The sequence below is a fragment of the Klebsiella sp. CTHL.F3a genome (assembly GCF_019890895.1).
Taxonomy (GTDB): domain Bacteria; phylum Pseudomonadota; class Gammaproteobacteria; order Enterobacterales; family Enterobacteriaceae; genus Klebsiella; species Klebsiella grimontii.
This window is the reverse complement of record NZ_CP082360.1, coordinates 3,535,928-3,557,009: the sequence shown is the minus strand read 5'-3', so window position 1 is coordinate 3,557,009 and position 21,082 is coordinate 3,535,928. Positions and strand designations below refer to the sequence as shown.

Annotated in this window: 19 protein-coding genes and 2 pseudogenes; 7 read left to right on the top strand and 14 right to left on the bottom strand. The window is 54.1% G+C overall.

Features of this window, described 5'->3' with window-relative positions:
• Positions 1 to 61: 61 nt before the first annotated feature.
• The 4 genes from potD to potA are packed head-to-tail and all read right to left on the bottom strand — an operon-like array spanning position 62 to position 3,864.
• Positions 62 to 1,108: a spermidine/putrescine ABC transporter substrate-binding protein PotD gene (gene potD, locus K7H21_RS16780; protein WP_004131452.1), complete on the bottom strand. Its 1,047-nt coding sequence runs from the start codon at positions 1,106 to 1,108 to the stop codon at positions 62 to 64.
• Positions 1,105 to 1,890 carry a spermidine/putrescine ABC transporter permease PotC gene (gene potC, locus K7H21_RS16775; RefSeq protein ID WP_004138360.1) on the bottom strand — a complete coding sequence of 262 codons (786 nt, stop codon included), beginning with the start codon at positions 1,888 to 1,890 and terminating at the stop codon, positions 1,105 to 1,107. The genes potD and potC overlap by 4 nt, the downstream gene beginning before the upstream one ends.
• Entirely contained in the window at positions 1,887 to 2,744 is an 858-nt protein-coding gene (gene potB, locus K7H21_RS16770; protein ID WP_223035236.1) for a spermidine/putrescine ABC transporter permease PotB, read from the bottom strand. The genes potC and potB overlap by 4 nt, the downstream gene beginning before the upstream one ends.
• Positions 2,728 to 3,864 (bottom strand): spermidine/putrescine ABC transporter ATP-binding protein PotA, encoded by a 1,137-nt coding sequence (gene potA / locus K7H21_RS16765; RefSeq protein ID WP_004131458.1) that lies wholly within the window; start codon positions 3,862 to 3,864, stop codon positions 2,728 to 2,730. Before potA ends, potB begins: the two co-directional genes overlap by 17 nt.
• Positions 3,865 to 4,121: 257 nt before the next feature.
• Here potA and pepT point away from each other — a divergent pair, with 257 nt between their 5' ends.
• Entirely contained in the window at positions 4,122 to 5,351 is a 1,230-nt protein-coding gene (gene pepT / locus K7H21_RS16760) for a peptidase T (RefSeq protein ID WP_087829290.1), read from the top strand.
• 117 nt (positions 5,352 to 5,468) lie between these two features.
• Here the strand turns inward: pepT and K7H21_RS16755 are convergent, their stop codons facing one another.
• From K7H21_RS16755 to K7H21_RS16740, 4 genes are all read right to left on the bottom strand, one after another.
• Positions 5,469 to 6,590, bottom strand: a complete 1,122-nt coding sequence (locus K7H21_RS16755) for a ribosomal protein uL16 3-hydroxylase (RefSeq protein WP_004131462.1) — start codon at positions 6,588 to 6,590, stop codon at positions 5,469 to 5,471.
• 86 nt (positions 6,591 to 6,676) lie between these two features.
• Entirely contained in the window at positions 6,677 to 8,143 is a 1,467-nt protein-coding gene (phoQ, locus tag K7H21_RS16750; RefSeq protein ID WP_004131465.1) for a two-component system sensor histidine kinase PhoQ, read from the bottom strand.
• A complete protein-coding gene (phoP, locus tag K7H21_RS16745; protein WP_004101181.1) occupies positions 8,140 to 8,814 on the bottom strand; it encodes a two-component system response regulator PhoP in 675 nt (224 codons plus the stop codon). The genes phoQ and phoP overlap by 4 nt, the downstream gene beginning before the upstream one ends.
• Positions 8,815 to 8,898: 84 nt before the next feature.
• Positions 8,899 to 9,345, bottom strand: coding sequence for a winged helix-turn-helix transcriptional regulator (locus K7H21_RS16740; protein WP_223035235.1), 447 nt, complete (start codon positions 9,343 to 9,345; stop codon positions 8,899 to 8,901).
• A 100-nt stretch (positions 9,346 to 9,445) separates the two neighbouring features.
• Here K7H21_RS16740 and K7H21_RS16735 point away from each other — a divergent pair, with 100 nt between their 5' ends.
• The 3 genes from K7H21_RS16735 (at position 9,446) to K7H21_RS16725 (ending at position 12,007) form a co-directional block, all read left to right on the top strand.
• Positions 9,446 to 10,675, top strand: a complete 1,230-nt coding sequence (locus K7H21_RS16735; protein ID WP_223035234.1) for an MFS transporter — start codon at positions 9,446 to 9,448, stop codon at positions 10,673 to 10,675.
• 80 nt (positions 10,676 to 10,755) lie between these two features.
• On the top strand, positions 10,756 to 11,562 hold the full coding sequence (locus K7H21_RS16730) for an AraC family transcriptional regulator (RefSeq protein ID WP_004131468.1): 807 nt from the start codon (positions 10,756 to 10,758) through the stop codon (positions 11,560 to 11,562).
• Positions 11,563 to 11,644: 82 nt separating this feature from the next.
• Entirely contained in the window at positions 11,645 to 12,007 is a 363-nt protein-coding gene (locus K7H21_RS16725; protein ID WP_223035233.1) for a cupin domain-containing protein, read from the top strand.
• 54 nt (positions 12,008 to 12,061) lie between these two features.
• On the opposite strand, the gene purB is transcribed toward K7H21_RS16725, so the two are convergent.
• The 5 genes from purB to rluE are packed head-to-tail and all read right to left on the bottom strand — an operon-like array spanning position 12,062 to position 16,424.
• A complete protein-coding gene (gene purB, locus K7H21_RS16720; protein WP_004131470.1) occupies positions 12,062 to 13,432 on the bottom strand; it encodes an adenylosuccinate lyase in 1,371 nt (456 codons plus the stop codon).
• A 3-nt stretch (positions 13,433 to 13,435) separates the two neighbouring features.
• Complete coding sequence (gene hflD, locus K7H21_RS16715; RefSeq protein ID WP_004131471.1) at positions 13,436 to 14,077, bottom strand: high frequency lysogenization protein HflD; 642 nt, start codon at positions 14,075 to 14,077, stop codon at positions 13,436 to 13,438.
• A gap of 59 nt (positions 14,078 to 14,136) precedes the next feature.
• The gene (gene mnmA / locus K7H21_RS16710; protein WP_004131473.1) at positions 14,137 to 15,243 is read right to left on the bottom strand and encodes a tRNA 2-thiouridine(34) synthase MnmA; all 1,107 of its coding nucleotides are present in this window, start codon (positions 15,241 to 15,243) and stop codon (positions 14,137 to 14,139) included.
• 38 nt (positions 15,244 to 15,281) lie between these two features.
• Positions 15,282 to 15,752, bottom strand: a complete 471-nt coding sequence (locus K7H21_RS16705) for an NUDIX domain-containing protein (protein ID WP_223035232.1) — start codon at positions 15,750 to 15,752, stop codon at positions 15,282 to 15,284.
• Between the two features lie 9 nt (positions 15,753 to 15,761).
• On the bottom strand, positions 15,762 to 16,424 hold the full coding sequence (rluE, locus tag K7H21_RS16700) for a 23S rRNA pseudouridine(2457) synthase RluE (RefSeq protein WP_004131478.1): 663 nt from the start codon (positions 16,422 to 16,424) through the stop codon (positions 15,762 to 15,764).
• 236 nt (positions 16,425 to 16,660) lie between these two features.
• Here rluE and icd point away from each other — a divergent pair, with 236 nt between their 5' ends.
• Positions 16,661 to 17,911: an NADP-dependent isocitrate dehydrogenase gene (gene icd, locus K7H21_RS16695; protein WP_004131480.1), complete on the top strand. Its 1,251-nt coding sequence runs from the start codon at positions 16,661 to 16,663 to the stop codon at positions 17,909 to 17,911.
• 117 nt (positions 17,912 to 18,028) lie between these two features.
• Here icd and K7H21_RS16690 read toward each other — a convergent pair.
• Positions 18,029 to 18,930: pseudogene (locus K7H21_RS16690) on the bottom strand (tyrosine-type recombinase/integrase); the annotation flags it as partial.
• A gap of 200 nt (positions 18,931 to 19,130) precedes the next feature.
• Here K7H21_RS16690 and K7H21_RS16680 point away from each other — a divergent pair.
• Together K7H21_RS16680 and K7H21_RS16675 are read left to right on the top strand one after the other, a co-directional pair.
• A pseudogene (locus K7H21_RS16680) lies at positions 19,131 to 19,520 on the top strand (tail fiber domain-containing protein); the annotation flags it as partial.
• Between the two features lie 445 nt (positions 19,521 to 19,965).
• Positions 19,966 to 21,024, top strand: a complete 1,059-nt coding sequence (locus tag K7H21_RS16675) for a sensor domain-containing diguanylate cyclase (protein ID WP_223035231.1) — start codon at positions 19,966 to 19,968, stop codon at positions 21,022 to 21,024.
• Positions 21,025 to 21,082 lie beyond the last annotated feature (58 nt).

Below are 21,082 nucleotides of genomic sequence, written 5' to 3'. Positions count from 1 at the left end.
GTGATGCAAATCGAATTATTTTGGGTATTCAACTTAACCGATGCCCGGCATGCTGGCGCGATTAACGACCCGCTTTCAGTTTCTGATAATACTCTTCATATAGGGTGCTGGCGCTGCCGACATCGTTCTGCCATTCGCCTTTCTGAATCGTTGCTGCGTCCGGGTAGAGCGATTTATCGTCGGCGACTTCCGGGCTCAGCATCTTACGCGCGGCCAGGTTTGGCGTCGGGTAGCCGATGGTTTCCGCTACCTGTTTGGCGATTTCCGGGCGCAGCAGGAAGTTGATCAGCTTCAGCGCGCCATCGACGTTTTTGGCGTTTGCCGGAATCGACAGGCTATCCATCCAGAAGATACCGCCTTCTTTCGGCCACACCACTTCCAGCGGCGTACCGGCCTGACGCGCGACCCACGCGGAGCCGTTCCATACCATGCCGAGGTTCACTTCGCCTTCCATATACGGGTTCGCCGGGTTATCCGAGTTGAACGCCGCCACGTTTGGCATTAGCTTTTTCAGCTCGTTATAGGCCGCCTCGATCTCTTTGGGGTCGGTGGTATTGCCGGAGTAACCCAGCTTACGCAGCGCTACCTGGAACACTTCGCGCGCGTCGTCGGTGAGCAGCAGGCTGCTCTTATACTCTGGTTTCCACAGATCCGCCCAGCTGGTGACGGTTTTGGGATCGATCTCGTCGCTGTTGATGCCAATAGCCGTCGCGCCCCAGATGTACGGAATAGAGTAGTCGTTGTTCGGATCGAAGGGTTTATTGAGCATTTCAGGATCGAGATTGCCGAAGTTGCTCAGCTTGCTCTTATCGATCTTCTGCAGCATGCCCTCTTTGCGCATTTTGTCAACGAAGTAGGTGGATGGCACCACCAGGTCGTAGGCGCCGTCCTTATAGGTTTTGAGCTTGGCGTACATGGTTTCATTCGATTCGTAGGTCGAATAGATAACCTTGATGCCGGTCTCTTTGGTGAACTGCTCCAGCAGCCCCGGCGGGACATACTCGGTCCAGTTGTAGAAATAGAGCGTTTTGCTATCGTCCGCATGCGCGGCGCTCATCCCGACTGCCAGAGCGCCCGCAGCGAGCAGGTGGCGTGACCATTTTTTCATTTTAACGTCCCCTGAGTTTTATCACGTGCAATTAACTGGCTGGCAATAACCATCACCAGCGACAGAACTAACAGAATGGTCGCCAGCGCGTTAACCTCTGGCGATACCCCAACTTTAACCATCGAATAAATCTTCAGCGGCAGGATCTCATAACCCGGCCCGGTGACGAACGAAGAAACCACCACATCATCCATCGACAGGGTAAAGCTCAGCAGCCACCCCGCCGCGACCGCGGGCAGCGCCAGCGGTAAAATGATTTTTCGCAGAATGGTCAATTCGCTGGCGCCAAGATCTTTTGCGGCCTCCAGCATGCGCACATCGAAGCCTTTCAGGCGCGAAAACACCGTGACCACCACGAAGGGGAGGCAGAAAGTGATATGCGAAAACAGCAGCGACCAGAATCCCAGTTGAATGCCGATCAGCATAAACAGCACCAGCAGCGAAATCGCCATCACGATATCCGGCGACATCATCACCACGAACAGCATCCCGCTGACGAACGGCTTGCCGCGAAAGCGATAGCGGTAGAGCGCTACGGCGGTCAGCGAGCCGATAAGGGTGGCGAAGGTGGCCGACAGCACCGCCATGGTCAGCGAGTGCTGCGCCGCCTGCAGCAGGCTATCGTTATTCATCAGCAGGCTATACCAGTTGGTGGTGAAGCCCTGCCAGTTGATGCCAAAGCGCGAACTGTTAAACGAATTAACGATCAGAATAATAATGGGGATGTAGAGATACGCGTAAATGGCGGTCATAAAGCCGCCGCGCAGCAGTCGACCAATCATTCCAGCTCCACCTTTTTATTCAATAAGCGCGCCGCGCGCCAGTAAATCAGCAGCATCAGGCCCATCACCAGCGTCAGCGTGATGCTGGTTGCCGCGCCGAACGGCCAGTCGCGAATGTTGAGGAACTGGCTCTTAATCACGTTGCCGATCAGCAGGTTCTTCGCGCCACCCATCAGGTCGGAAACGTAAAACAGCCCCATCGCCGGAAGCATCACCAGTAGGCAGCCGGCGATAATGCCCGGCATGGTCATCGGAATGATGATGCGGATAAAGGTTTGCAGCTTACTGGCGCCAAGATCTCTCGCCGCTTCCAGCAGCGGGCGGTCGAGCTTCTCGATGCTGGAGTAGAGCGGCATCACCATAAACGGCAGCAGAATATAGACCAGGCCGATAATTACCGCCGAGGGGGTGTACATGATGCGCAGCGGCGTATCAATGACCCCCAGCCACAGCAAAAATTCGTTGAGATAGCCTTTGGTACTGAGGAAAATCTTCAGCCCGTAGATACGAATCAGCGAGTTGGTCCAGAACGGTACGATCAGCAGAAACAGCATCAGCGGGCGCACCTTCTCCGGCAGTCTCGCCAGGAACCAGGCGAAAGGGTAGCCGAGCGCAAGGCAGGCCAGCGTCGCCAGCAGCGCCATATTCAACGAATGCAGCAGCACGTCGTAGTAAAGCGGGTCGAGCAGGCGCGCGTAGTTATCCAGCGTAAAGACCAGCTTGACGAAGTTGGTATCGTCGCGGGTCAGGAAGCTGGTAGCGATGATCATCAGGTTGGGCAAAAAGACGAACAACACAAGCCAGCCCACGATGGTGGCGATCACCACATTCTGGAATTTACTGGTGTTCTTCATCGGCCAGCACAACCTCCCAGCTTTCTACCCAGTTAATGGCCATTTTCTGATCGAGAGAGTGGTCAAAATCAGGATCGTCTTCATTAAAAAATTCGCTGACCATCACCATTTTGCCGTTTTCCAGTTCAACCACCGATTCCAGCGTCATGCCCTTATAGTTGCGTTCGCGGATATAGCCTATCAGGCCATCGGCGTCATTACTGTGGTGGATCTCATCCACGCGCAGGTCTTCCGGACGCAGCAGAACGTTAAGCCGTTGGCCTTTTTCAACGGCGAAGCTGACGTAGATATTGCATTCGCGGCCTTCGACGCTGGCGCGCACCCGCTGCTCGTCGATCCGTTCGATAACCGTGGCATTGAAGATGTTGATTTCGCCGATAAAGCTGGCGACAAACAGGTTTTTCGGCTCTTCGTAGATTTCCCGCGGCGTGCCGTCCTGCTCAATTTTACCCTCGCGCATGACCACGATGCGGTCGGACATGGTCAGCGCCTCTTCCTGATCGTGGGTCACAAAGACGAAGGTGATGCCGAGCTTACGCTGCAGCGCCTTCAGCTCATTCTGCATCTGCTTGCGTAGTTTATAATCAAGCGCGGAGAGGGATTCATCAAGCAGCAGCAGGCGCGGTTTGTTGACTACCGCGCGGGCGATGGCGACGCGCTGCTGCTGGCCGCCGGAGAGCTGATGCGGTTTACGCTGGGCAAATGTTTCAAGCTGCACCATACGCAGGGCGTCGTGGACGCGGGGGGTAATTTCCGCGGCCGGGGTTTTCTGCATACGCAGGCCAAAGGCGACATTTTCAAACACCGTCATGTGCGGAAACAGCGCATAGCTTTGAAAGACGGTGTTAACGTGGCGGTTTTCCGCCGGGATATGGGTGATATCGTGATCTTCGAGATGGATTCGGCCGCTATCGACGCTTTCCAGGCCAGCGATAAGACGAAGAACGGTTGTTTTACCGCAGCCAGAGGGGCCAAGCAGGGTGAGAAACTCACCGTTGTTGATGGTCAGATTGAGGTCGGATATTACCGTTTTACCATCAAAGCTTTTGCGAATTCCCGCTAGCTGAACCAGCGGAGAACGCGAACGCGGTTGTGTATTCAATTTTTGACTCTGTCCCATGTAGACGCAGCGGAAAGCTTACCGATGCGGGGTTTGTGGTTAACCACCTTTGGTTTGACACATAAAATAATAAGGCCGAGCATTCTACGGCAAACGATTGTAATCGCCAATGATTGATGCGCCATGATGAGCTACCTTTACAACATTATCGTGCGAAATGTATTAAATTCTCATTTGCCGGGCTAAAAATGACCTGACGCAATATTTGTCTTTTCCGGCTTATCAATAATGTTGTCACAAAAGAAGAGGGTGGCTACATGGATAAATTGCTTGAGCGTTTTTTGCAGTACGTTTCTTTAGACACACAGTCGAAGCCTGGCGTGCGTCAGGTACCGAGCACGGAAGGTCAGTGGAAGCTGTTACGTCTGCTTCAGGCGCAGCTGCAAGAAATGGGACTGGTAAACGTGACGCTGAGTGAGAAAGGGACAGTCATGGGCACCCTGCCGGCTAACGTTGAGGGTGATATTCCGGCCGTTGGTTTTATTTCCCATGTCGATACGTCACCTGACTTCAGCGGTAAGAACGTCAATCCGCAGATCGTCGAAAACTACCGCGGCGGTGATATCGCTCTCGGTATTGGAGACGAGGTTCTCTCCCCGGTGATGTTCCCGGTGCTGCACCAGCTGCTCGGGCAGACGCTGATCACCACCGATGGCAAAACGCTGCTCGGCGCGGATGATAAAGCGGGCATCGCGGAAATCATGACCGCGCTGGCGATGCTAAAGGCGAAGAATATTCCACACGGCGATATCCGCGTCGCCTTTACGCCGGATGAAGAGGTGGGTAAAGGAGCGAAGCATTTTGATGTCTCGGCATTCGATGCGCGCTGGGCTTACACCGTCGACGGCGGCGGGGTGGGTGAACTGGAGTTCGAGAACTTTAACGCCGCCTCGGTGACGATTAAGATCGTGGGTAATAACGTTCATCCCGGCACGGCGAAAGGGGTGATGGTGAATGCCCTATCGCTAGCGACGCGCATTCATGCCGAGGTGCCTGCGGACGAAGCGCCCGAGACCACCGAAGGCTACGAGGGTTTCTACCATCTGGCTAGCATTAAAGGCACCGTCGATCGGGCAGATATGCACTACATCATCCGCGATTTCGACCGGAAGCAGTTTGAGGCTCGCAAGCGCAAGATGATGGAGATTGCCAAAAAGGTCGGCAAAGGGCTTCATCCGGATTGCTATATCGAGCTGGTGATTGAGGACAGCTATTACAATATGCATGAGAAGGTGATGGCGCACCCGCACGTCGTCGATATCGCCCGCCAGGCGATGGTGGATTGCGATATTGAACCGCAGTTGAAGCCGATTCGCGGCGGTACCGACGGCGCGCAGCTCTCCTTTATGGGCCTGCCATGCCCGAATTTGTTTACCGGTGGCTATAACTACCACGGTAAGCATGAGTTTGTGACGCTTGAAGGCATGGAGAAGGCGGTGCAGGTGATTGTACGCATTGCTGAGCTGACGGCGAAACGCGGCGCGTAAAGGTTCTAGAGCTACGGGCCCGGTGAGCTGGTGAAACTGACGGTACGGTAGGCAAATGCAGAATACCATCCTGTAGGCCCGGTAAGGCGTCAGCCGCCACCGGGCGAAACAGATGACTCAGTCCTCAAAGAACCAGTAGCCGCTGTTGACCAGCGCGGCCAGCAGGGCGAGGAAGGAGGGATCTTCCAGCGCATCGCCAAGATGCTCTGCGTTTAGCGTCAGGTGAGTCGCCAGAGCATCCAGCGCCGGGCGGTGCGGAGAGTTGATTTTCTCGCCGTTGACGAATACCTCGCCATCAATCCGCAGCACGCGCAGGCCGCCGAGCCGCGACAGCTTGTCCCCCTGCTGCAGCGCATCGTAAATTTCATCCGGCTGATACGGCGGCTCCGGCGGCGCGACGTCCAGTTCGTGACGGGACTGGGTGATAAACTCGCCAAACCACTGCTTAAAGTGCTCCGGCTGGTTAATCAGCCCCAGCATCATCTCGCGCAAACGATCCAGTTCAACCGGCAAAATGTCGGCAGGATGGTCGCGAGACGGTACGTCCGGATCGGCGTAGCGCTGGCTGCCCAGTTCACGCTGCAAAACGTAATCGGCAAAGCCGCTGAAGAGCTCACGGGCGTTTGGCGCGCGATAGCCGACCGAATAATTAAGCGAATTTTCCAGCGAGTAGCCTTCATGCGGGAATCCCGGCGGAATATACAGGATATCGCCCGGCTCCATCTCTTCATCAATAATGGCTTCAAACGGATCGACCTGGAGCAGGTCCGGATGCGGACAGTGCTGTTTCATCGGCACTTTTTCGCCCACGCGCCAGCGGCGGCGGCCGGTCCCCTGAATGATGAACACATCGTACTGGTCGAGATGCGGACCGACGCCGCCGCCGGGGACGGAAAACGAGATCATGAGATCGTCGATGCGCCAGTCAGGTAGGGCGCGGAATGGATGCATCAGCGCCGCCGTTGGCTGGTGCCAGTTATTAACCGCTTGTACCAGCAGCGACCAGTTATTCTCGCTCAGGTGATCGTAACTCTCAAAGGGGCCGTGGCTAACCTGCCATTTACCGTCCTGATGACTGACCAGGCGGCTGTCGACTTCGCTCTCCATCGCCAGTCCGGCCAGCTCGTCCGGGCTTAACGGATCGACGAAATTAGCAAAGCCCCGTTTCAGCACTACCGGGCGTTTTTGCCAGTAGCGTTCGATAAAGTCGGGCCAGTTAAGCGTTAATTGATAATCCATATTTATATTCCACAGCAGGTGTCTGATAGGGATTATAACGGATGCGGCACCAGCATGATGCAGGCGCCGTTAAAAAACTGATTGGTTTAGCTCTCTTTATCTTCGAGGGTCTGACGGCCAAAAATCACTTCCATGCAGGCACCGCCGAGAAGGCTGTCCTCGGCCAGGATACGTCCGTCGTACTGGGCAACGATATCGCGGGCAACCGAGAGGCCCACGCCCTGTCCGGGACGCAGCGTATCGGCGCGCTGGCCGCGATCGAACACCGCGCTGCGCATCGTTGCAGGGATCCCCGGGCCATCATCTTCAACCAGAATATGCAGATGGTTGTCGTTGGTCTGACGAACGGAGACTTCCACAAACTCCAGGCAATATTTGCAAGCGTTGTCGAGGACGTTGCCCATGACTTCCATAAAATCGTTCTTTTCGCCGACAAAGCTAATCTCCGGCGAGATATCCAGGGTAATGTTCACGCCTTTGCGCTGATAGACTTTGTTCAGCGCCGAGGTCAGGCTATCGAGCAGCGGAGCGATGGGGTGCAGTTCGCGGCTGAGCAGCGAACCACCGCTGCGCATGCTGGCGCGGTGCAGATAGTAGCCAATCTGCTGTGAGATGCGGCTAATCTGCTCCAGCATCACCGGTTCTGCTTCGTTGACGCTCAGTTTCTCGCCGCGCATAGAACGCAGGGTGCTCTGCATCACCGCGAGAGGGGTTTTTAGGCTGTGAGTGAGGTCGGTCAGCGTCGTGCGGTATTTATCATAGCGTTCGCGTTCGCTTTTTAGCAGGCGGTTGAGATTGCTGACCAGCCGCGTAAGCTCCCGGGTGGTGTTCGGGTTGAGCATCTCGCGGTGATGCTCCTCCAGTTCGCGTACCTCTTTGGCCAGCGATTCGATAGGGCGCAGGCTCCACCACGCCGCGACCCACAATAGCGGGATCACCAGCAGCAGGTTGGCCGCCAGGACGTAAATAAACCAGCTCCACACCATATAGGAGCGCTTCAGCTCCACCGGAATGGTGTCGACAACCACGATACTGAGCTGCGGCATGGTGCTGGTGGCCGGATAGATGTTGATCGCCACCGAGTGGGTCATCTCGGAGCTGTCGTCCTCTTCCCGGATGGCGTCCAGCTGCTGCTGAATCTCATGGTTGTTGTGCTGCAGCATACTGCTGCTGTCTACATCGGCCTCAATCTCATGAAAGCCGTTATTTTTGAGCCAGTCAGGTTGAATGCGCTTGACCAGCCACGGTACATCGCGCTGCGCCCACAACAGCTGGCCGTGAGCGTCGTAAATCAGCGTTACCGTGGGGCTCTGCATATTGAGGTTTTCGGGAATATCAACTTCGATGGTGTTGTTTTCCCATTTTGCCAGCATATAGAACAGGTTGCTCTCGCCGCGCAGCAGGCGGAAGGTGGTTTTATCGAAGCTTACGCTATATCCCACCAGCGCGACCATGCCATAGGAAAGCGATAGCACCAGCACCACGGCTGCCGTTGCCAGCAGAAAGCGGACGCGCAACGACAGCGGCAAAATATGCCGCAGTAGCCCCTTCATCCGCGCAGTTCGAACAGATAGCCCTGGCCGCGCACGGTGGTAATCACATCCTGCGGATATTCAGCCTGTATTTTTTTGCGCAGTCGTCCCATCAGCACGTCGATAGTATGGCTTTCGCGCAGCTCGGCGTCGGGATAGAGCTGCAGCATCAGCGAATCTTTGCTGACCACTTTGCCCCGGTTGCGGATCAGGGTTTCCATAATGGTGTATTCAAATGCCGTCAGCTTGATGGGTTGGTCGTTGACCGACAGCTCGCGACGCGACAGATCTACCTGGAAAGGGGGTATGGAGATGACCTGTGATGCCAGGCCGCTGTTACGCCGCAGCAGCGCCTGCATGCGGGCTGCGACCTCTTCGATATGGAACGGCTTAGTGACGTAATCATCCGCGCCAGCGCTCAGAACCTCGACTTTATCCTGCCAGCCCTCGCGCGCGGTCAGCACCAGCACCGGCACCGACACGTCGTGGCTGCGCCAGCGACGAATCAGCGAAAGACCATCTTCATCCGGCAGGCCAAGGTCGACGATGGCGATGTCCGGAACGTGTTCACCCAGATAGTAATCCGCTTCCTTTGCGTCTTCCGCCGCATCGACCTGATGTCCCAGCTCCTGCAGCTGAACTTTCAAGTGATGGCGCAGGAGAGCGTTATCCTCAACCACGAGTACGCGCATGCCCGTTCTCCATTTTATTTATGATTTGAATAGTTTAGCGCTTATTATACACCTTTAACATAAACAGCTGTTAAATAAAGAATTTTATTTGATTTTTTGTACCTCAGTCTCGTAAGACGTCAGAACGAGTCCGTCCTTGGTCGCGGGCGACATCATGGGAACCGGGCGCAGCGTACGTTTATCGATCAGGACGGAATGGGGTTCGTCAGGGGCAAACAGATGCTGCTCTCCCCACTGGCGTAGCGCAACCACCACAGGGAACAAACGCTCCCCCTTTGCCGTCAGAACATATTCCTGATAAGCCGTGCCGTCCGATGCGGATTGCGTCGTGAGGATACCCGAGTTTACCAGTTTGTGCAGACGGTCAGAGAGAATATTACGCGCCATACCGAGGCTTCGCTGGAAATCGCTAAAGCGCCGCAGGCCATCGAAGGCGTCGCGCACAATCAACAAGGACCAGCGATCGCCGATAATATCCAAGCTTCGGGCGACGGGGCAGGTTTGGTTGGTAATTTTTTTACGCGCTGGCATGGGCTCTCCAAACGGTCGGGTAAACTAGTTGCATTTTAAAACTCCCTGTTCTAGCCTACAACTGGTTTTATTTTGAAACTAGATTGTTAAGGCTGGAATTATGAAATCGTCAACGTTATCCCCATCGCTAATGGACCCGGAAACGGTTATGCCGCGTAGCCTGGTCTGGCTGTTTGCTCTCGCCAGCGGGCTGAGCGTGGCAAACGTTTATTACGCACAACCGCTGCTCGACGCGCTGGCGCGAGATTTTCCCATCAGCGACGCCGCGATTGGCGGGGTGATCGCGGCGACCCAGCTCGGCTGCGCGATGGCGCTGCTCTTGCTGGTACCGCTGGGCGACAGAGTCAATCGCCGCCGCCTGATGGCGACGCAGGTGCTTCTGCTGATCGCTGCGCTGACGGCGGTAAGTATGGCATCCACTACCGTGATGCTGTTGGGCGGGATGCTTGCGGTTGGCCTGCTGGGTACCGCGATGACCCAGGGGTTGATCGCCTATGCTGCCAGCGCCGCTTCGCCCCATGAACAGGGACGCGTGGTGGGCGCCGCGCAGAGCGGAGTCTTTATCGGGCTGCTGCTGGCGCGGGTATTTTCAGGGGGCGTGAGCGATCTCTTCGGCTGGCGCGGGGTATACATCTTTGCCGCTTTACTGATGCTGGGCATTGCACTTCCGTTGTGGCGTCGGCTCCCGGTATTAGCGGTAGCGTCGACCTCCTTGAGCTACCCGCGCCTGTTGGCATCGATGCTGACTCTGCTGTGTCAGGAAAAAGTGCTTCAGGTGCGCGGCGTGTTGGCGCTACTGATGTTTGCCGCCTTCAATATCTTCTGGAGCGCGCTGGTTTTGCCATTGAGCGCTCCGCCCTTCGGTTTTTCGCATACTGAGATCGGCGCCCTGGGCCTGGTGGGGGCCATCGGCGCCCTGGCGGCCGGACGAGCCGGTAAATGGGCCGATTGTGGATACGGGCAGCGCACCAGCGCCGCGGCCCTGGTCATGTTGCTGGTGGCCTGGTGGCCTTTATCGCTGATGGCATGGTCGCCAGCGGCGCTGTTGGCTGGCATTGTGCTGCTGGATCTCAGCGGTCAGGCGCTGCATGTCACCAATCAAAGCATGATTTTCCGTACCCGTCCCGAAGCGCACAGCAGGCTGGTCGGTCTGTATATGCTGTTTTATGCGCTTGGCAGCGGTTTGGGGGCGGTAAGTACGACCGCGGTATACGCGCGCGCGGGATGGCAGGGCGTTTGCCTGCTGGGGGCATCGGTCAGTCTGCTGGCGCTGTTGTTCTGGTTGATGACTCGGGGCGTGATGTCGAGCCATGATGGTGGAGAAGTTTAGCGGAGAGCGAGTGGGTGATGTTAATTTTTTGTGTAATATAGCAGCCGTTGTTTTTAATGACGCGCGGGAGCGTAAATCATATGCCACAACAGAAATGTGCGGACTGGGTCCGGCTGGCCCAGTCGCCCGCGCATATTGAGCGTATCGAAGCCTTCTTCGGCGGACACGGTTATGAGCCTCACCGGCATGATACTTATGCCATTGGCCAGACGCTCTCCGGCGTACAACGTTTTCACTATCGCGGCGGCCTCCAGCACAGCCTCCCCGGTGGGACGATGGTTTTGCATCCCGATGAGGTCCATGACGGCGAGGCAGGGACCGAGGAGGGGTTTCGCTACCGGATGGTATACATTGAGCCCGCGCTGATTCAAAAGATCCTTGGCGGCAGGCCGTTGCCCTTTATCCCTGGAGGAATTTCCAGCGATCCGCGCTTGCTGCGCGCCGCGCTGCCGTTGCTGAAGGACGTCAGTGCCCACTTCGCGCCTCTGGAGGAGGAGGACGCGCTGTACGATCTGGCGCAGACCCTGGCCGCCGTCGGCGGCCAGCGCTTTCGACGCCGTGCCTTCGATTATCCTGCCGCGGAAAGGGCCCGGGAATATATCCACGCCTGTTTTGCCCAGAACATCACCCTCGACACCCTGGCGAATGTCAGCGGCAGAGACCGCTGGAGCCTGAGCCGCGATTTCAGAGCGCTGTTTGGCGCCAGCCCCTGGCGTTATGTGATGATGCGGCGCCTCGATTTTTGCCGCCAGCGGATGCTGGCAGGGGATAACCTGGCGGATATCGCAGCCCACGCAGGCTTTGCCGATCAAAGCCATATGACGCGCCAGTTCATCAGCCGTTTTGGTCTCTCTCCGGGCCGCTGGCTGAAGTTTGTCCGCCCCTGACCCGCCGCAAGTTGCACAATCGTTCAATCTCTGCGGAGAGGGGGGATCTATGCTGACAGCCTTTATCACAAGGAGTCAGCTGATGTATCAATCGATTAATATCGTGCAGAAATTCACCCTTTTCATCGAGCAGTGGCAGCCGAAGGTGGTGGCCGAAATGAATAATTATCAGTTCAAGGTGGTCAGGATCCTCGGCGACTTTATCTGGCATAGCCATCCGGAAACCGATGAAACCCTGATCGTAGTGGAGGGTGTGCTGCGTCTGGATTTTCGCGATAAGCATCTGCTGCTTCAGGCCGGCGAGATGATCGTGGTGCCTCGGGGCGTTGAGCATAAAACCTCGGCGGAAACCGAAACCAAACTTATGCTGATCGAGCCGCGCGGCGTCCTGAATACCGGGCATGAGGGTGGAGAGCGGACCGCGGTGAACGACGTCTGGATTTAACGAACGCGGGGGCAGGGAAACCCTCTTTCCTGAGCGGAAAGAGGGTTGAAAGGTTTACTTCAGTTCGTCAACCATGGTGGTCGCGCGGCCGATATAGTTGGCCGGCGTCATCGCTTTCAGGCGAACTTTTTCTGCTTCCGGCAGCGCCAGGCTGTCGATGAACTGCTGCATGCCTTCGGCGTCCACGCGCTTGCCGCGGGTCAGCTCCTTCAGCTTCTCGTACGGCTTCTCGATGCCGTAGCGGCGCATGACGGTCTGAATCGGCTCGGCCAGTACTTCCCAGTTGTGGTCCAGTTCATCCAGCAGACGGTCCTGATTCAGCTCCAGCTTGCTCACGCCTTTCAGGGTGGATTGATACGCGATCAGCGCATAGCCGATGCCGACGCCGAGGTTACGCAGGACGGTGGAGTCGGTCAGGTCACGCTGCCAGCGGGAAACCGGCAGTTTGCTCGCCAGATGCTGCATCACCGCGTTGGCCAGACCGAGGTTGCCTTCGGAGTTCTCGAAGTCGATCGGGTTCACTTTATGCGGCATGGTGGAAGAGCCGATTTCGCCGGCAATCGTCTTCTGCTTGAAATGGTTGAGCGCGATATAGCCCCAGACGTCACGATCGAAATCAATCAGGATAGTGTTGAAGCGGGCGACGCAGTCGAACAGTTCGGCGATATAGTCGTGCGGTTCAATCTGGGTGGTGTACGGGTTCCACTGGATACCCAGCGAGGTGACAAACTCTTCGCTGAACTGGTGCCAGTCGACTTCCGGGTAGGCGGCGATGTGGGCGTTATAGTTACCCACCGCGCCGTTGATTTTGCCAAGGATTTCAATCTGATTCAGCTGACGATACTGGCGCTCCATACGGTAAGCGACGTTCGCCATCTCTTTCCCCATGGTGGACGGCGTAGCCGGCTGGCCGTGAGTACGGGAAAGCAGCGGGATATCGCGGTACTGTACCGCCAGGTCTTTCACCGCGTCGATCAGCTTGCGCCAGTAGGGCAGGATCACTTCGTCGCGAGCGGTTTTCAGCATCAGCGCGTGGGACAGATTGTTGATGTCCTCGGAGGTGCAGGCAAAGTGGATAAACTCGGAGACCGCGTGCAGTTCAGCGACATCGGCGACTTTTTCCTTGAGGAAATACTCAACCGCTTTGACGTCGTGGTTGGTGGTGCGCTCGATGGTTTTGATGCGCTCTGCATCTTCTACGCTGAAATCAGCGACGATTTTATCAAGGTAACCGTTTGCGTCGGCAGCAAAAGCAGGAACTTCCTTGATCGCTGCGTGCGCGGCCAGTTTTTGCAACCAACGCACTTCTACCTGAACGCGGAATTTCAGCAAACCGAATTCGCTGAAGATACCGCGCAGCGCGCTGACTTTGTCGCCGTAGCGGCCGTCGACTGGGGAAACGGCGGTCAGTGAGGATAATTCCATAGATCACAACTCCGGGGTTAAATGAGCAAGAATTTGTTTTGCCTGGTTAACCAGACGATTACGAGAAAACATCAGCTGCAGACGCCCGCCGCCGACCTGGTGCCAGAGCACCGCGGAGCGAATACCGGCCAGCAGGGCAGAGCGAACCTTCGCCTGAACCTGAGGGCTTTGCAGCACGGCGGGAGAGCCGGTCACCTGAATCCGCGGGCCCAGCGGGCTAATGACATCAACATAGATGCCGGCCATCGCGCTGAGCAGCGTCTCGGATTGCAGATCGAAATGTTCAAGCTGACGGCGCAGGCCACCGATACGGTTGCCGAGGGTATCCATGGCCCCCTTGCTGGCGGCAAGCTTACGCTCCAGCACCATCAGGCTTAAAGTATAGCGGGTAAGTTCGGCGTTCAGCCCCTGGCGGCTGCTGGTATTCAGCACGCCAATAAGGGTCTCCAGCCCGAGGCGAAGATTGGCTTCGCTACCACCGAACACCGCCAGCGTTGAATCCGGATCGAGGTCGATGATGCTGTTCAGCGACACATGCAGAGCATCACTATCGCAGTGCCCCTGGTGCGCCAGTTCCTGAACCAGACGCGCGGCCTGGCAAACGCCGGCCAGCGCCAGCGTAATGTCATAATAATTCTTCGCCACACATTCTCCTTATAAACCGTCGAATGCCCGAGCGGCGCATTCAGCGGCTAAAATGTCTGTCAAGCCGGCAGCGGCAAGCGCTGTTCGATAATCCCGCCGCCGAGGCATACTTCGCCGCTGTAGAAGACCGCAGACTGGCCCGGCGTCACGGCGGCAACCGGCTCATCAAAGATGACTTCAATGCGGTCGTCATCCAGCGCTTTAACGCTGCAAGGGATATCGGTCTGACGGTAGCGGGTTTTCACCGTGCAGCGCAGCGTGCCCGTAACCGGCTCGCGGTCGACCCAGTGCAGCTGTTGGGCAATCAGCCCAACGGACATCAGACGCGGGTGGTCGTGGCCCTGGGCGACAACCAGAATATTGTTTTCGACGTCTTTATCGACCACGTACCACGGGTCTTCGCCGCCGTCTTTGATGCCGCCGATACCGAGGCCTTTACGCTGCCCAAGGGTGTGGTACATCAGGCCCTGATGCTCGCCAACTTCGTCGCCGTCAACGCTGATAATTTTTCCCGGCTGAGCGGGCAGGTAGCGGCCAAGGAACTCACGGAATTTGCGTTCGCCGATAAAACAGATACCGGTCGAGTCTTTCTTCTTCGCGGTAATGAGATCCAGCGCTTCGGCGATTTTACGCACCTGCGGCTTTTCCAGCTCCCCCACCGGGAACAGGCTTTGCGCGATCTGTTCGTGGCTTAGGGTATAAAGGAAGTAGCTCTGGTCTTTGTTACCGTCGAGGCCGCGCAGCAGCTGGCTCTTGCCGTTAACGTCGGCGCGGCGCACGTAGTGTCCGGTAGCGATGTAGTCGGCGCCGAGGTCTTCTGCGGCAAATTCGAGGAAAGCTTTAAATTTAATTTCTTTGTTACACAGAATATCCGGGTTCGGCGTGCGCCCGGCTTTATATTCTTCCAGGAACAGCTCGAATACGTTGTCCCAGTATTCTGCGGCAAAATTGACGGTGTGAAGTTCAATTCCCAGCTTATCGCAAACGGCTTGGGCGTCGGCAAGATCCGCCGCTGCGGTGCAGTATTCCTCGCCGTCGTCTTCTTCCCAGTTCTTCATGAACAGGCCTTCCACCTTATACCCTTGCTGGAGCAGCAGGTAGGCGGAAACTGAGGAATCAACCCCGCCGGACATGCCGACGATCACTTTTTTCTGGCTTTCTGACATTGGAATACTCACTACATTGAACTTCGAGGCGGCGTATTCTAGCACGCGTCCTCGGTTGAGGCACCCCCTGTAAACGGCCAGTTAAATTCGCCGATGAGCGACAGCGGGTAGCGTGGATCCTGCTGATAGCTGCGAATGCTCTCAGCAACCAGTTGAGAACGCAGGTTTGTCGCGTTAAGAATTTCCTCAGCGCTAAGCCACAGGCAGCGATCGATATCATGGGGCTCGGTGGCGCACGTATCGTTAAGCTCGATAGTAAAGAGGAAGCGCAAAAATGGGGTGCGATCCGGGGCTATCCACTGATGCAGGCGAAGAAAGTGCTGCGGCGTCGCGCGAATGCCGGTCTCTTCCCAGAGCTCGCGCTCTGCGGCCTGAATCAGTGTTTCATCGGCCTCGAGGTGGCCCGCAGGCTGGTTCCACAGCGCTTTTCCGTTAATCGTTTCTTCAACAACGAGGAATTTGCCTTTCGCGTGAACCACGCAGGCGACGGTGACGTGCGGCTTAAACATTGATTTTCCTTATGTATGCGGTGAGTCGGTTTTGCGCCATTCGCCGTTGGCCAGGCCATCCAGCGTATAGCCGCCCATCGCGTAGCGAATCAGACGCAGCGTTGGAAAGCCGACGTGGGCGGTCATCCGCCGCACCTGGCGGTTGCGTCCCTCATAGAGGGTGATTTTCAGCCAACTGGTGGGGATGGATTTGCGCTCGCGGATGGGCGGATTCCGCGGCCATAGCCACTCAGGCTCCGCCACCCGCTCGATCCCCGCAGGCAGGGTGGGGCCGTCATTAAGCGTGACGCCGTCGCGGAGGGCGGCCAATGCGTCCTCCGTCGGTTCACCTTCCACCTGAACATAATAAATCTTTCCGGTGCGCTTGCCCGGCTGGGTGAGCGCCGCCTGCAGCGCGCCGTCGTTAGTCAGCACCAGCAGCCCTTCGCTATCGCGGTCGAGCCGACCGGCAGCGTAGACGCCGGCAACCGGAATAAAATCTTTTAGCGTGCTGCGCCCGGCTTCATCGGTAAATTGCGGCAATACATCGTATGGTTTATTGAACAAGATCACAGTTTTTGGCTGGCGTTCTTTGCGTTGTCTGGTGACTTGTTGCGTGCTGAATCGCTCAACGCGATGTTTTCTAAATGAAGTTTTTTGCATGGTATTTTCAGACTCAATCAATTGCCGCATTATAGCCTAATTACGAATGCCTTTCATGGACGCAAACATTCAGGTAGTATTGACATGCTCATTACAACTTATTAACAAAAAGGTTGCTCAAACCGATTCGCATTACAGGAAGGCGACACGGACGCGAAATCTCCGGTTAGCGGGATATTCCGATGACGGGAGTGGGCGAATAAAGCCAACGCCCGGCTAGCGTGAAGAGGGAAGAGCAGAACCAGAAGCGCTCGAAGGAGAGGTTAATGGAAAGCAAAGTAGTAGTTCCGGCGGAAGGTCAAAAAATCACCCTGCAAAACGGCAAGCTGAACGTCCCTAATAACCCGATTATCCCGTTCATCGAAGGCGATGGTATCGGTGTTGACGTGACCCCGGCGATGCTGAAAGTGGTTGATGCTGCCGTTGAGAAAGCCTATAAGGGTGAGCGTAAAATTTCCTGGATGGAAGTTTACACCGGCGAAAAATCGACCCAGGTTTATGGCCAGGATGTCTGGCTGCCTGCCGAAACTCTTGATCTGATTCGTGAATATCGTGTTGCTATCAAAGGCCCTCTGACCACGCCAGTCGGCGGCGGCATCCGTTCTCTGAACGTTGCCCTGCGTCAGGAACTGGACCTCTACGTTTGCCTGCGCCCGGTTCGTTATTATCAGGGTACTCCGAGCCCGGTTAAACATCCTGAACTGACCGACATGGTTATCTTCCGCGAAAACTCCGAAGACATCTACGCCGGTATCGAGTGGAAAGCCGATTCTGCCGAAGCGGATAAAGTAATTAAATTCCTGCGCGATGAAATGGGCGTGAAGAAAATTCGCTTCCCGGAACATTGCGGTATCGGCATCAAGCCGTGCTCTGAAGAAGGCACTAAACGCCTGGTTCGCGCCGCCATCGAATACGCTATCACCAACGATCGCGATTCACTGACCCTGGTGCACAAAGGCAACATCATGAAATTCACCGAAGGCGCGTTCAAAGACTGGGGTTACCAGCTGGCACGCGAAGAGTTCGGCGGTGAGCTGATTGACGGCGGCCCGTGGCTGAAGATCAAAAACCCGAACACCGGGAAAGAGATCGTCGTTAAAGACGTGATCGCTGACGCCTTCCTGCAGCAGATCCTGCTACGTCCGGCGGAATACGACGTTATCGCCTGTATGAACCTGAACGGTGACTATATCTCTGACGCCCTGGCGGCGCAGGTTGGCGGTATCGGTATCGCTCCGGGCGCGAACATCGGTGACGAGTGCGCGCTGTTCGAAGCGACGCACGGTACTGCGCCGAAATATGCTGGCCAGGACAAAGTGAACCCGGGTTCCATCATCCTGTCCGCTGAAATGATGCTGCGCCACATGCAGTGGTTCGAAGCCGCAGACCTGATCGTTAAAGGCACCGAAGGCGCTATCGCCGCCAAGACCGTGACCTATGACTTTGAACGTCTGATGGAAGGCGCTAAGCTGCTGAAATGTTCAGAGTTTGGCGACGCGATTATCGCGAACATGTAATCTGGCCCCCAGATTATGTCAGAACGGGAACCTAGTGGTTCCCGTTTTTATTATTAGTTTTCGAACGGTTATCAAAATTTTATCAAAACAAGTTATCAAAACCCCTCCCGAAAAACCTCATAAGGCCACCTTTGTCCACCCCTTACCTCGATCATCATGGTACCTATCCGTTTGTTGTTGAGTTTTGTGTCCAAGTAAATCTTTCGTGTTTATACCCTGAGCTTTATATAACCGCTCGGAAAGCGATCTTTGTTCATGGAACGTTGCCGGTGTACCTTGCCCCCAGTCAATATCTGCATTGTCTCTTGCCTTGCTGAAATTCATGGTCAGTGTTCTGGGTTTCACCTGTGCTCCTCGCTCAGCCTGTGAGGTGGTTCTAAAGAAATGAACCAAATAAGGGCTTACTGCATAATCCCGGCAACGGCTGATACATCTCGGAGGCTCCAGTTGATTGCGTTGCAACGCAGAGCTAATGGAATAGCGATTTTGCTTCCGGTTTTCTCTTGCTCAACGTGTAGATGCTCGTCCCAGATGTCCGAGAATTTCATACGGGATATATCATCTGGTCTCTGGCCTGTTACTATGGCTAAAAGCATGGCGTTCCCCATGTATTTGTGGTTTTCAAAGGCTATATCAAAAATCTTTTGCCATTCCTCAAGAATAAGGCGCTGGCGAGTGATCTTTCTACGAGGTTGTTTAGTTGCTAGTGCAGGGTTATAACCAGGAGGTACTTCTTCCGCATGCTGAGCTTCTTTAAAAACATCTATTAGGACAGAGCGAATGACCTGCGCCATTCTAGGCTGTCCCTCCGCTAAATATTCATCAAGAATTTGCGCAATATCTCGAACATTGACTGCGGAGATTAATTTCATTCCTACTCGTTCCTTAAGTAGAGATACTGGTTTTGCTTTTTGCTTGATAGTGTTTTCTTTTATATCTCAGGACCTTAATCTTTCCTGCTGAATTTTCCAGTAGCGCTCAAGCCAGGTGTTAGTTGATATTGCTTTTCCTGAGCTGGCCGATATGCTCGGCGTTAGCTCGTCTAATGCTGTCCTGTTGCATCTGCGAAAATTTTATAAAACTCTCTCGCCGTGTCTCCAGAGGAATTTCCATCGTCGGGCGAAAGGAGCCTACGCTCGCGGTACAGCTGCTGCAGCAAATGATCGCTGAAGAACCCGGCGCGCGTGAAAGAGCGATTGAGTTTTTGCGACTGTTCGGTGAGCAGGTCGGGACTGAGCACCGGCTTGTGCTTTACGCAGATGGCTTCGGGTGGACGGACGCATGGATCTTTCGCGCTGGCGGCACGATCTCCACCGGTAAGGGTGACGTCCTGACCACTGGCTCAGATGTACGGCTGAAAGATGCATTCACGGAACCACGGGAAGGGGCCTCCAGGCGCATTAATGCGCTCGGGGTATGCGAGTTCAATATGAAAGGCGAAACGCGCCGGAGGCGCGGTTTTATCGCTCAGCAGGCTGAAAAAGCTGACGAACTGTATACTTTTCTCGGCATCGAGCAGGAGATTGATGGCGAAAAACTCAGGGTGATGAATGTGGATTACACGGCGATCATCGCCGATTTGGTAATAGTTGTGCCGGATTTGATTTGACGAGTTGACGCACTAGAAAGTTGAGGAGCATAAAAAATCCCCGGAGGCACTTGCCAGGGGCAACTGAAACGACATTAATTGCTGTGTACATCACAGAATAATTTGCAGTAAACGATAAGTAAGTTCAAGTAAAGTTTTACTGGTCAGATGTTGTGTTATTTTTTAATAACCTACCAAAATTAATAATGCAGTAGTGCTAAATTCCACTGGGAATTCATTTTTAAGAGTATAACCCTAAGGTATTACTAAGTATCAGATATAAATTGTGCGGATAGATTCAAAAAAATGGATGCCAAATGTTATTATTGATACGTTTATCATTAATTGAAGTGCAATCTTGTAATTTTCACATCCGTGTTATAACTTTGTAATGCAGGGCGGTTTTATCTTGTAATTTAGTGGGTTAAAGTGATGGCGGCTCTTAGTAATTTATAATAGGCTTTCTATGTTAACAAATTTCCCGGATGAAAAATACATATCTGATAGAAATTCATCGTTCATTAAGCGAGTATATTTTTTACGTCAGATTGGTGTCGTTCTTTGCTTTCTTCCTATATATTCAGTCCTCCAGGAACAGTCACATCAAGAAATAACAAAAGCCTTGTTAATTCTGAATGCACTCATCTGGCCATCGGTTGCTTATCTTGCAAGCATGATGTCGAAGGATATGCTGAGTACTGAAAAGAAGAATATGTTACTTGATTCATTCTGGGCTGGAATCTGGATAGCCGTAATGCAAGTTAGTCCAATTCCATCATTATTCATAATCTCAGTTCAAATAGCTGATCGCTATGCTGCTGGTGGATGGAAAATTTTAAAACCAGCATTAATGTGGATGATGATTAGTTTCCTGACAGTTTGGTTAGCAAATGATTTCAGATATACTATAGAATTCAGTACCCGAACGGTATTGCTTTCTTTACCCCTGGCGACCTGTTATCCCATAGTACTGAGTATTGTTTCAAGGCACTTATCTATAAAGTTGAGGAAAAGAAGGGAGTTACTCGAAAAACAGGCTCTGATGGATCCTGGCTTAGATCTGCCAAATCGCCGTTTTTTTGAGCAGAAAATGGAAAGTGCTTTTCGTGCGACGCGTAAAAAGAGAATTCATTCTTATCTTATGCTCATTGATGTTGATAATTTTAAACAAATTAATGATACCTATGGCCATGAAGTAGGTGATGCGGTGTTATCTCGTATATCAACAATATTACGAGAGTGCGCTGGCGAGAACGACGTACCAGCAAGATTTGGTGGCGATGAGTTGGCTATTATTGTTAACAATAGTAATAGCAAGCTTGTTATAGCTATGGTTCATATAATTCAGAAAAAAATTAAAGATCTTTCATTACCTTCTCACAACGAAATTTACTGTACTGTCAGTATCGGTATTTCTTGTGCAGAAAATAAAGAATCCATCATCGAGTGGATAAAAGAGGCTGATGAAATGCTATATGAAGTTAAACGTAACGGGAAAAATGGATATTGCATGCCGAATAATTAAAGATGATATGATTTCTTTTCTCATGATTTTATACTTATAAATTTTAAAGATAGTTTAT

What these genes read in the sequence shown, in the direction of transcription:
- potD (WP_004131452.1), bottom strand. Translation starts at nt 1,108, where the DNA reads ATGAAAAAATGGTCACGCCACCTGCTCGCTGCGGGCGCTCTGGCAGTC.
- icd (WP_004131480.1), top strand. Translation starts at nt 16,661, where the DNA reads ATGGAAAGCAAAGTAGTAGTTCCGGCGGAAGGTCAAAAAATCACCCTG.
- potA (WP_004131458.1), bottom strand. Translation starts at nt 3,864, where the DNA reads ATGGGACAGAGTCAAAAATTGAATACACAACCGCGTTCGCGTTCTCCG.
- rluE (WP_004131478.1), bottom strand. Translation starts at nt 16,424, where the DNA reads ATGCGGCAATTGATTGAGTCTGAAAATACCATGCAAAAAACTTCATTT.
- purB (WP_004131470.1), bottom strand. Translation starts at nt 13,432, where the DNA reads ATGGAATTATCCTCACTGACCGCCGTTTCCCCAGTCGACGGCCGCTAC.
- K7H21_RS16725 (WP_223035233.1), top strand. Translation starts at nt 11,645, where the DNA reads ATGTATCAATCGATTAATATCGTGCAGAAATTCACCCTTTTCATCGAG.
- potB (WP_223035236.1), bottom strand. Translation starts at nt 2,744, where the DNA reads ATGAAGAACACCAGTAAATTCCAGAATGTGGTGATCGCCACCATCGTG.
- K7H21_RS16735 (WP_223035234.1), top strand. Translation starts at nt 9,446, where the DNA reads ATGAAATCGTCAACGTTATCCCCATCGCTAATGGACCCGGAAACGGTT.
- K7H21_RS16675 (WP_223035231.1), top strand. Translation starts at nt 19,966, where the DNA reads ATGTTAACAAATTTCCCGGATGAAAAATACATATCTGATAGAAATTCA.
- potC (WP_004138360.1), bottom strand. Translation starts at nt 1,890, where the DNA reads ATGATTGGTCGACTGCTGCGCGGCGGCTTTATGACCGCCATTTACGCG.
- pepT (WP_087829290.1), top strand. Translation starts at nt 4,122, where the DNA reads ATGGATAAATTGCTTGAGCGTTTTTTGCAGTACGTTTCTTTAGACACA.
- K7H21_RS16705 (WP_223035232.1), bottom strand. Translation starts at nt 15,752, where the DNA reads ATGTTTAAGCCGCACGTCACCGTCGCCTGCGTGGTTCACGCGAAAGGC.
- K7H21_RS16755 (WP_004131462.1), bottom strand. Translation starts at nt 6,590, where the DNA reads ATGGATTATCAATTAACGCTTAACTGGCCCGACTTTATCGAACGCTAC.
- K7H21_RS16740 (WP_223035235.1), bottom strand. Translation starts at nt 9,345, where the DNA reads ATGCCAGCGCGTAAAAAAATTACCAACCAAACCTGCCCCGTCGCCCGA.
- K7H21_RS16730 (WP_004131468.1), top strand. Translation starts at nt 10,756, where the DNA reads ATGCCACAACAGAAATGTGCGGACTGGGTCCGGCTGGCCCAGTCGCCC.
- phoQ (WP_004131465.1), bottom strand. Translation starts at nt 8,143, where the DNA reads ATGAAGGGGCTACTGCGGCATATTTTGCCGCTGTCGTTGCGCGTCCGC.
- mnmA (WP_004131473.1), bottom strand. Translation starts at nt 15,243, where the DNA reads ATGTCAGAAAGCCAGAAAAAAGTGATCGTCGGCATGTCCGGCGGGGTT.
- phoP (WP_004101181.1), bottom strand. Translation starts at nt 8,814, where the DNA reads ATGCGCGTACTCGTGGTTGAGGATAACGCTCTCCTGCGCCATCACTTG.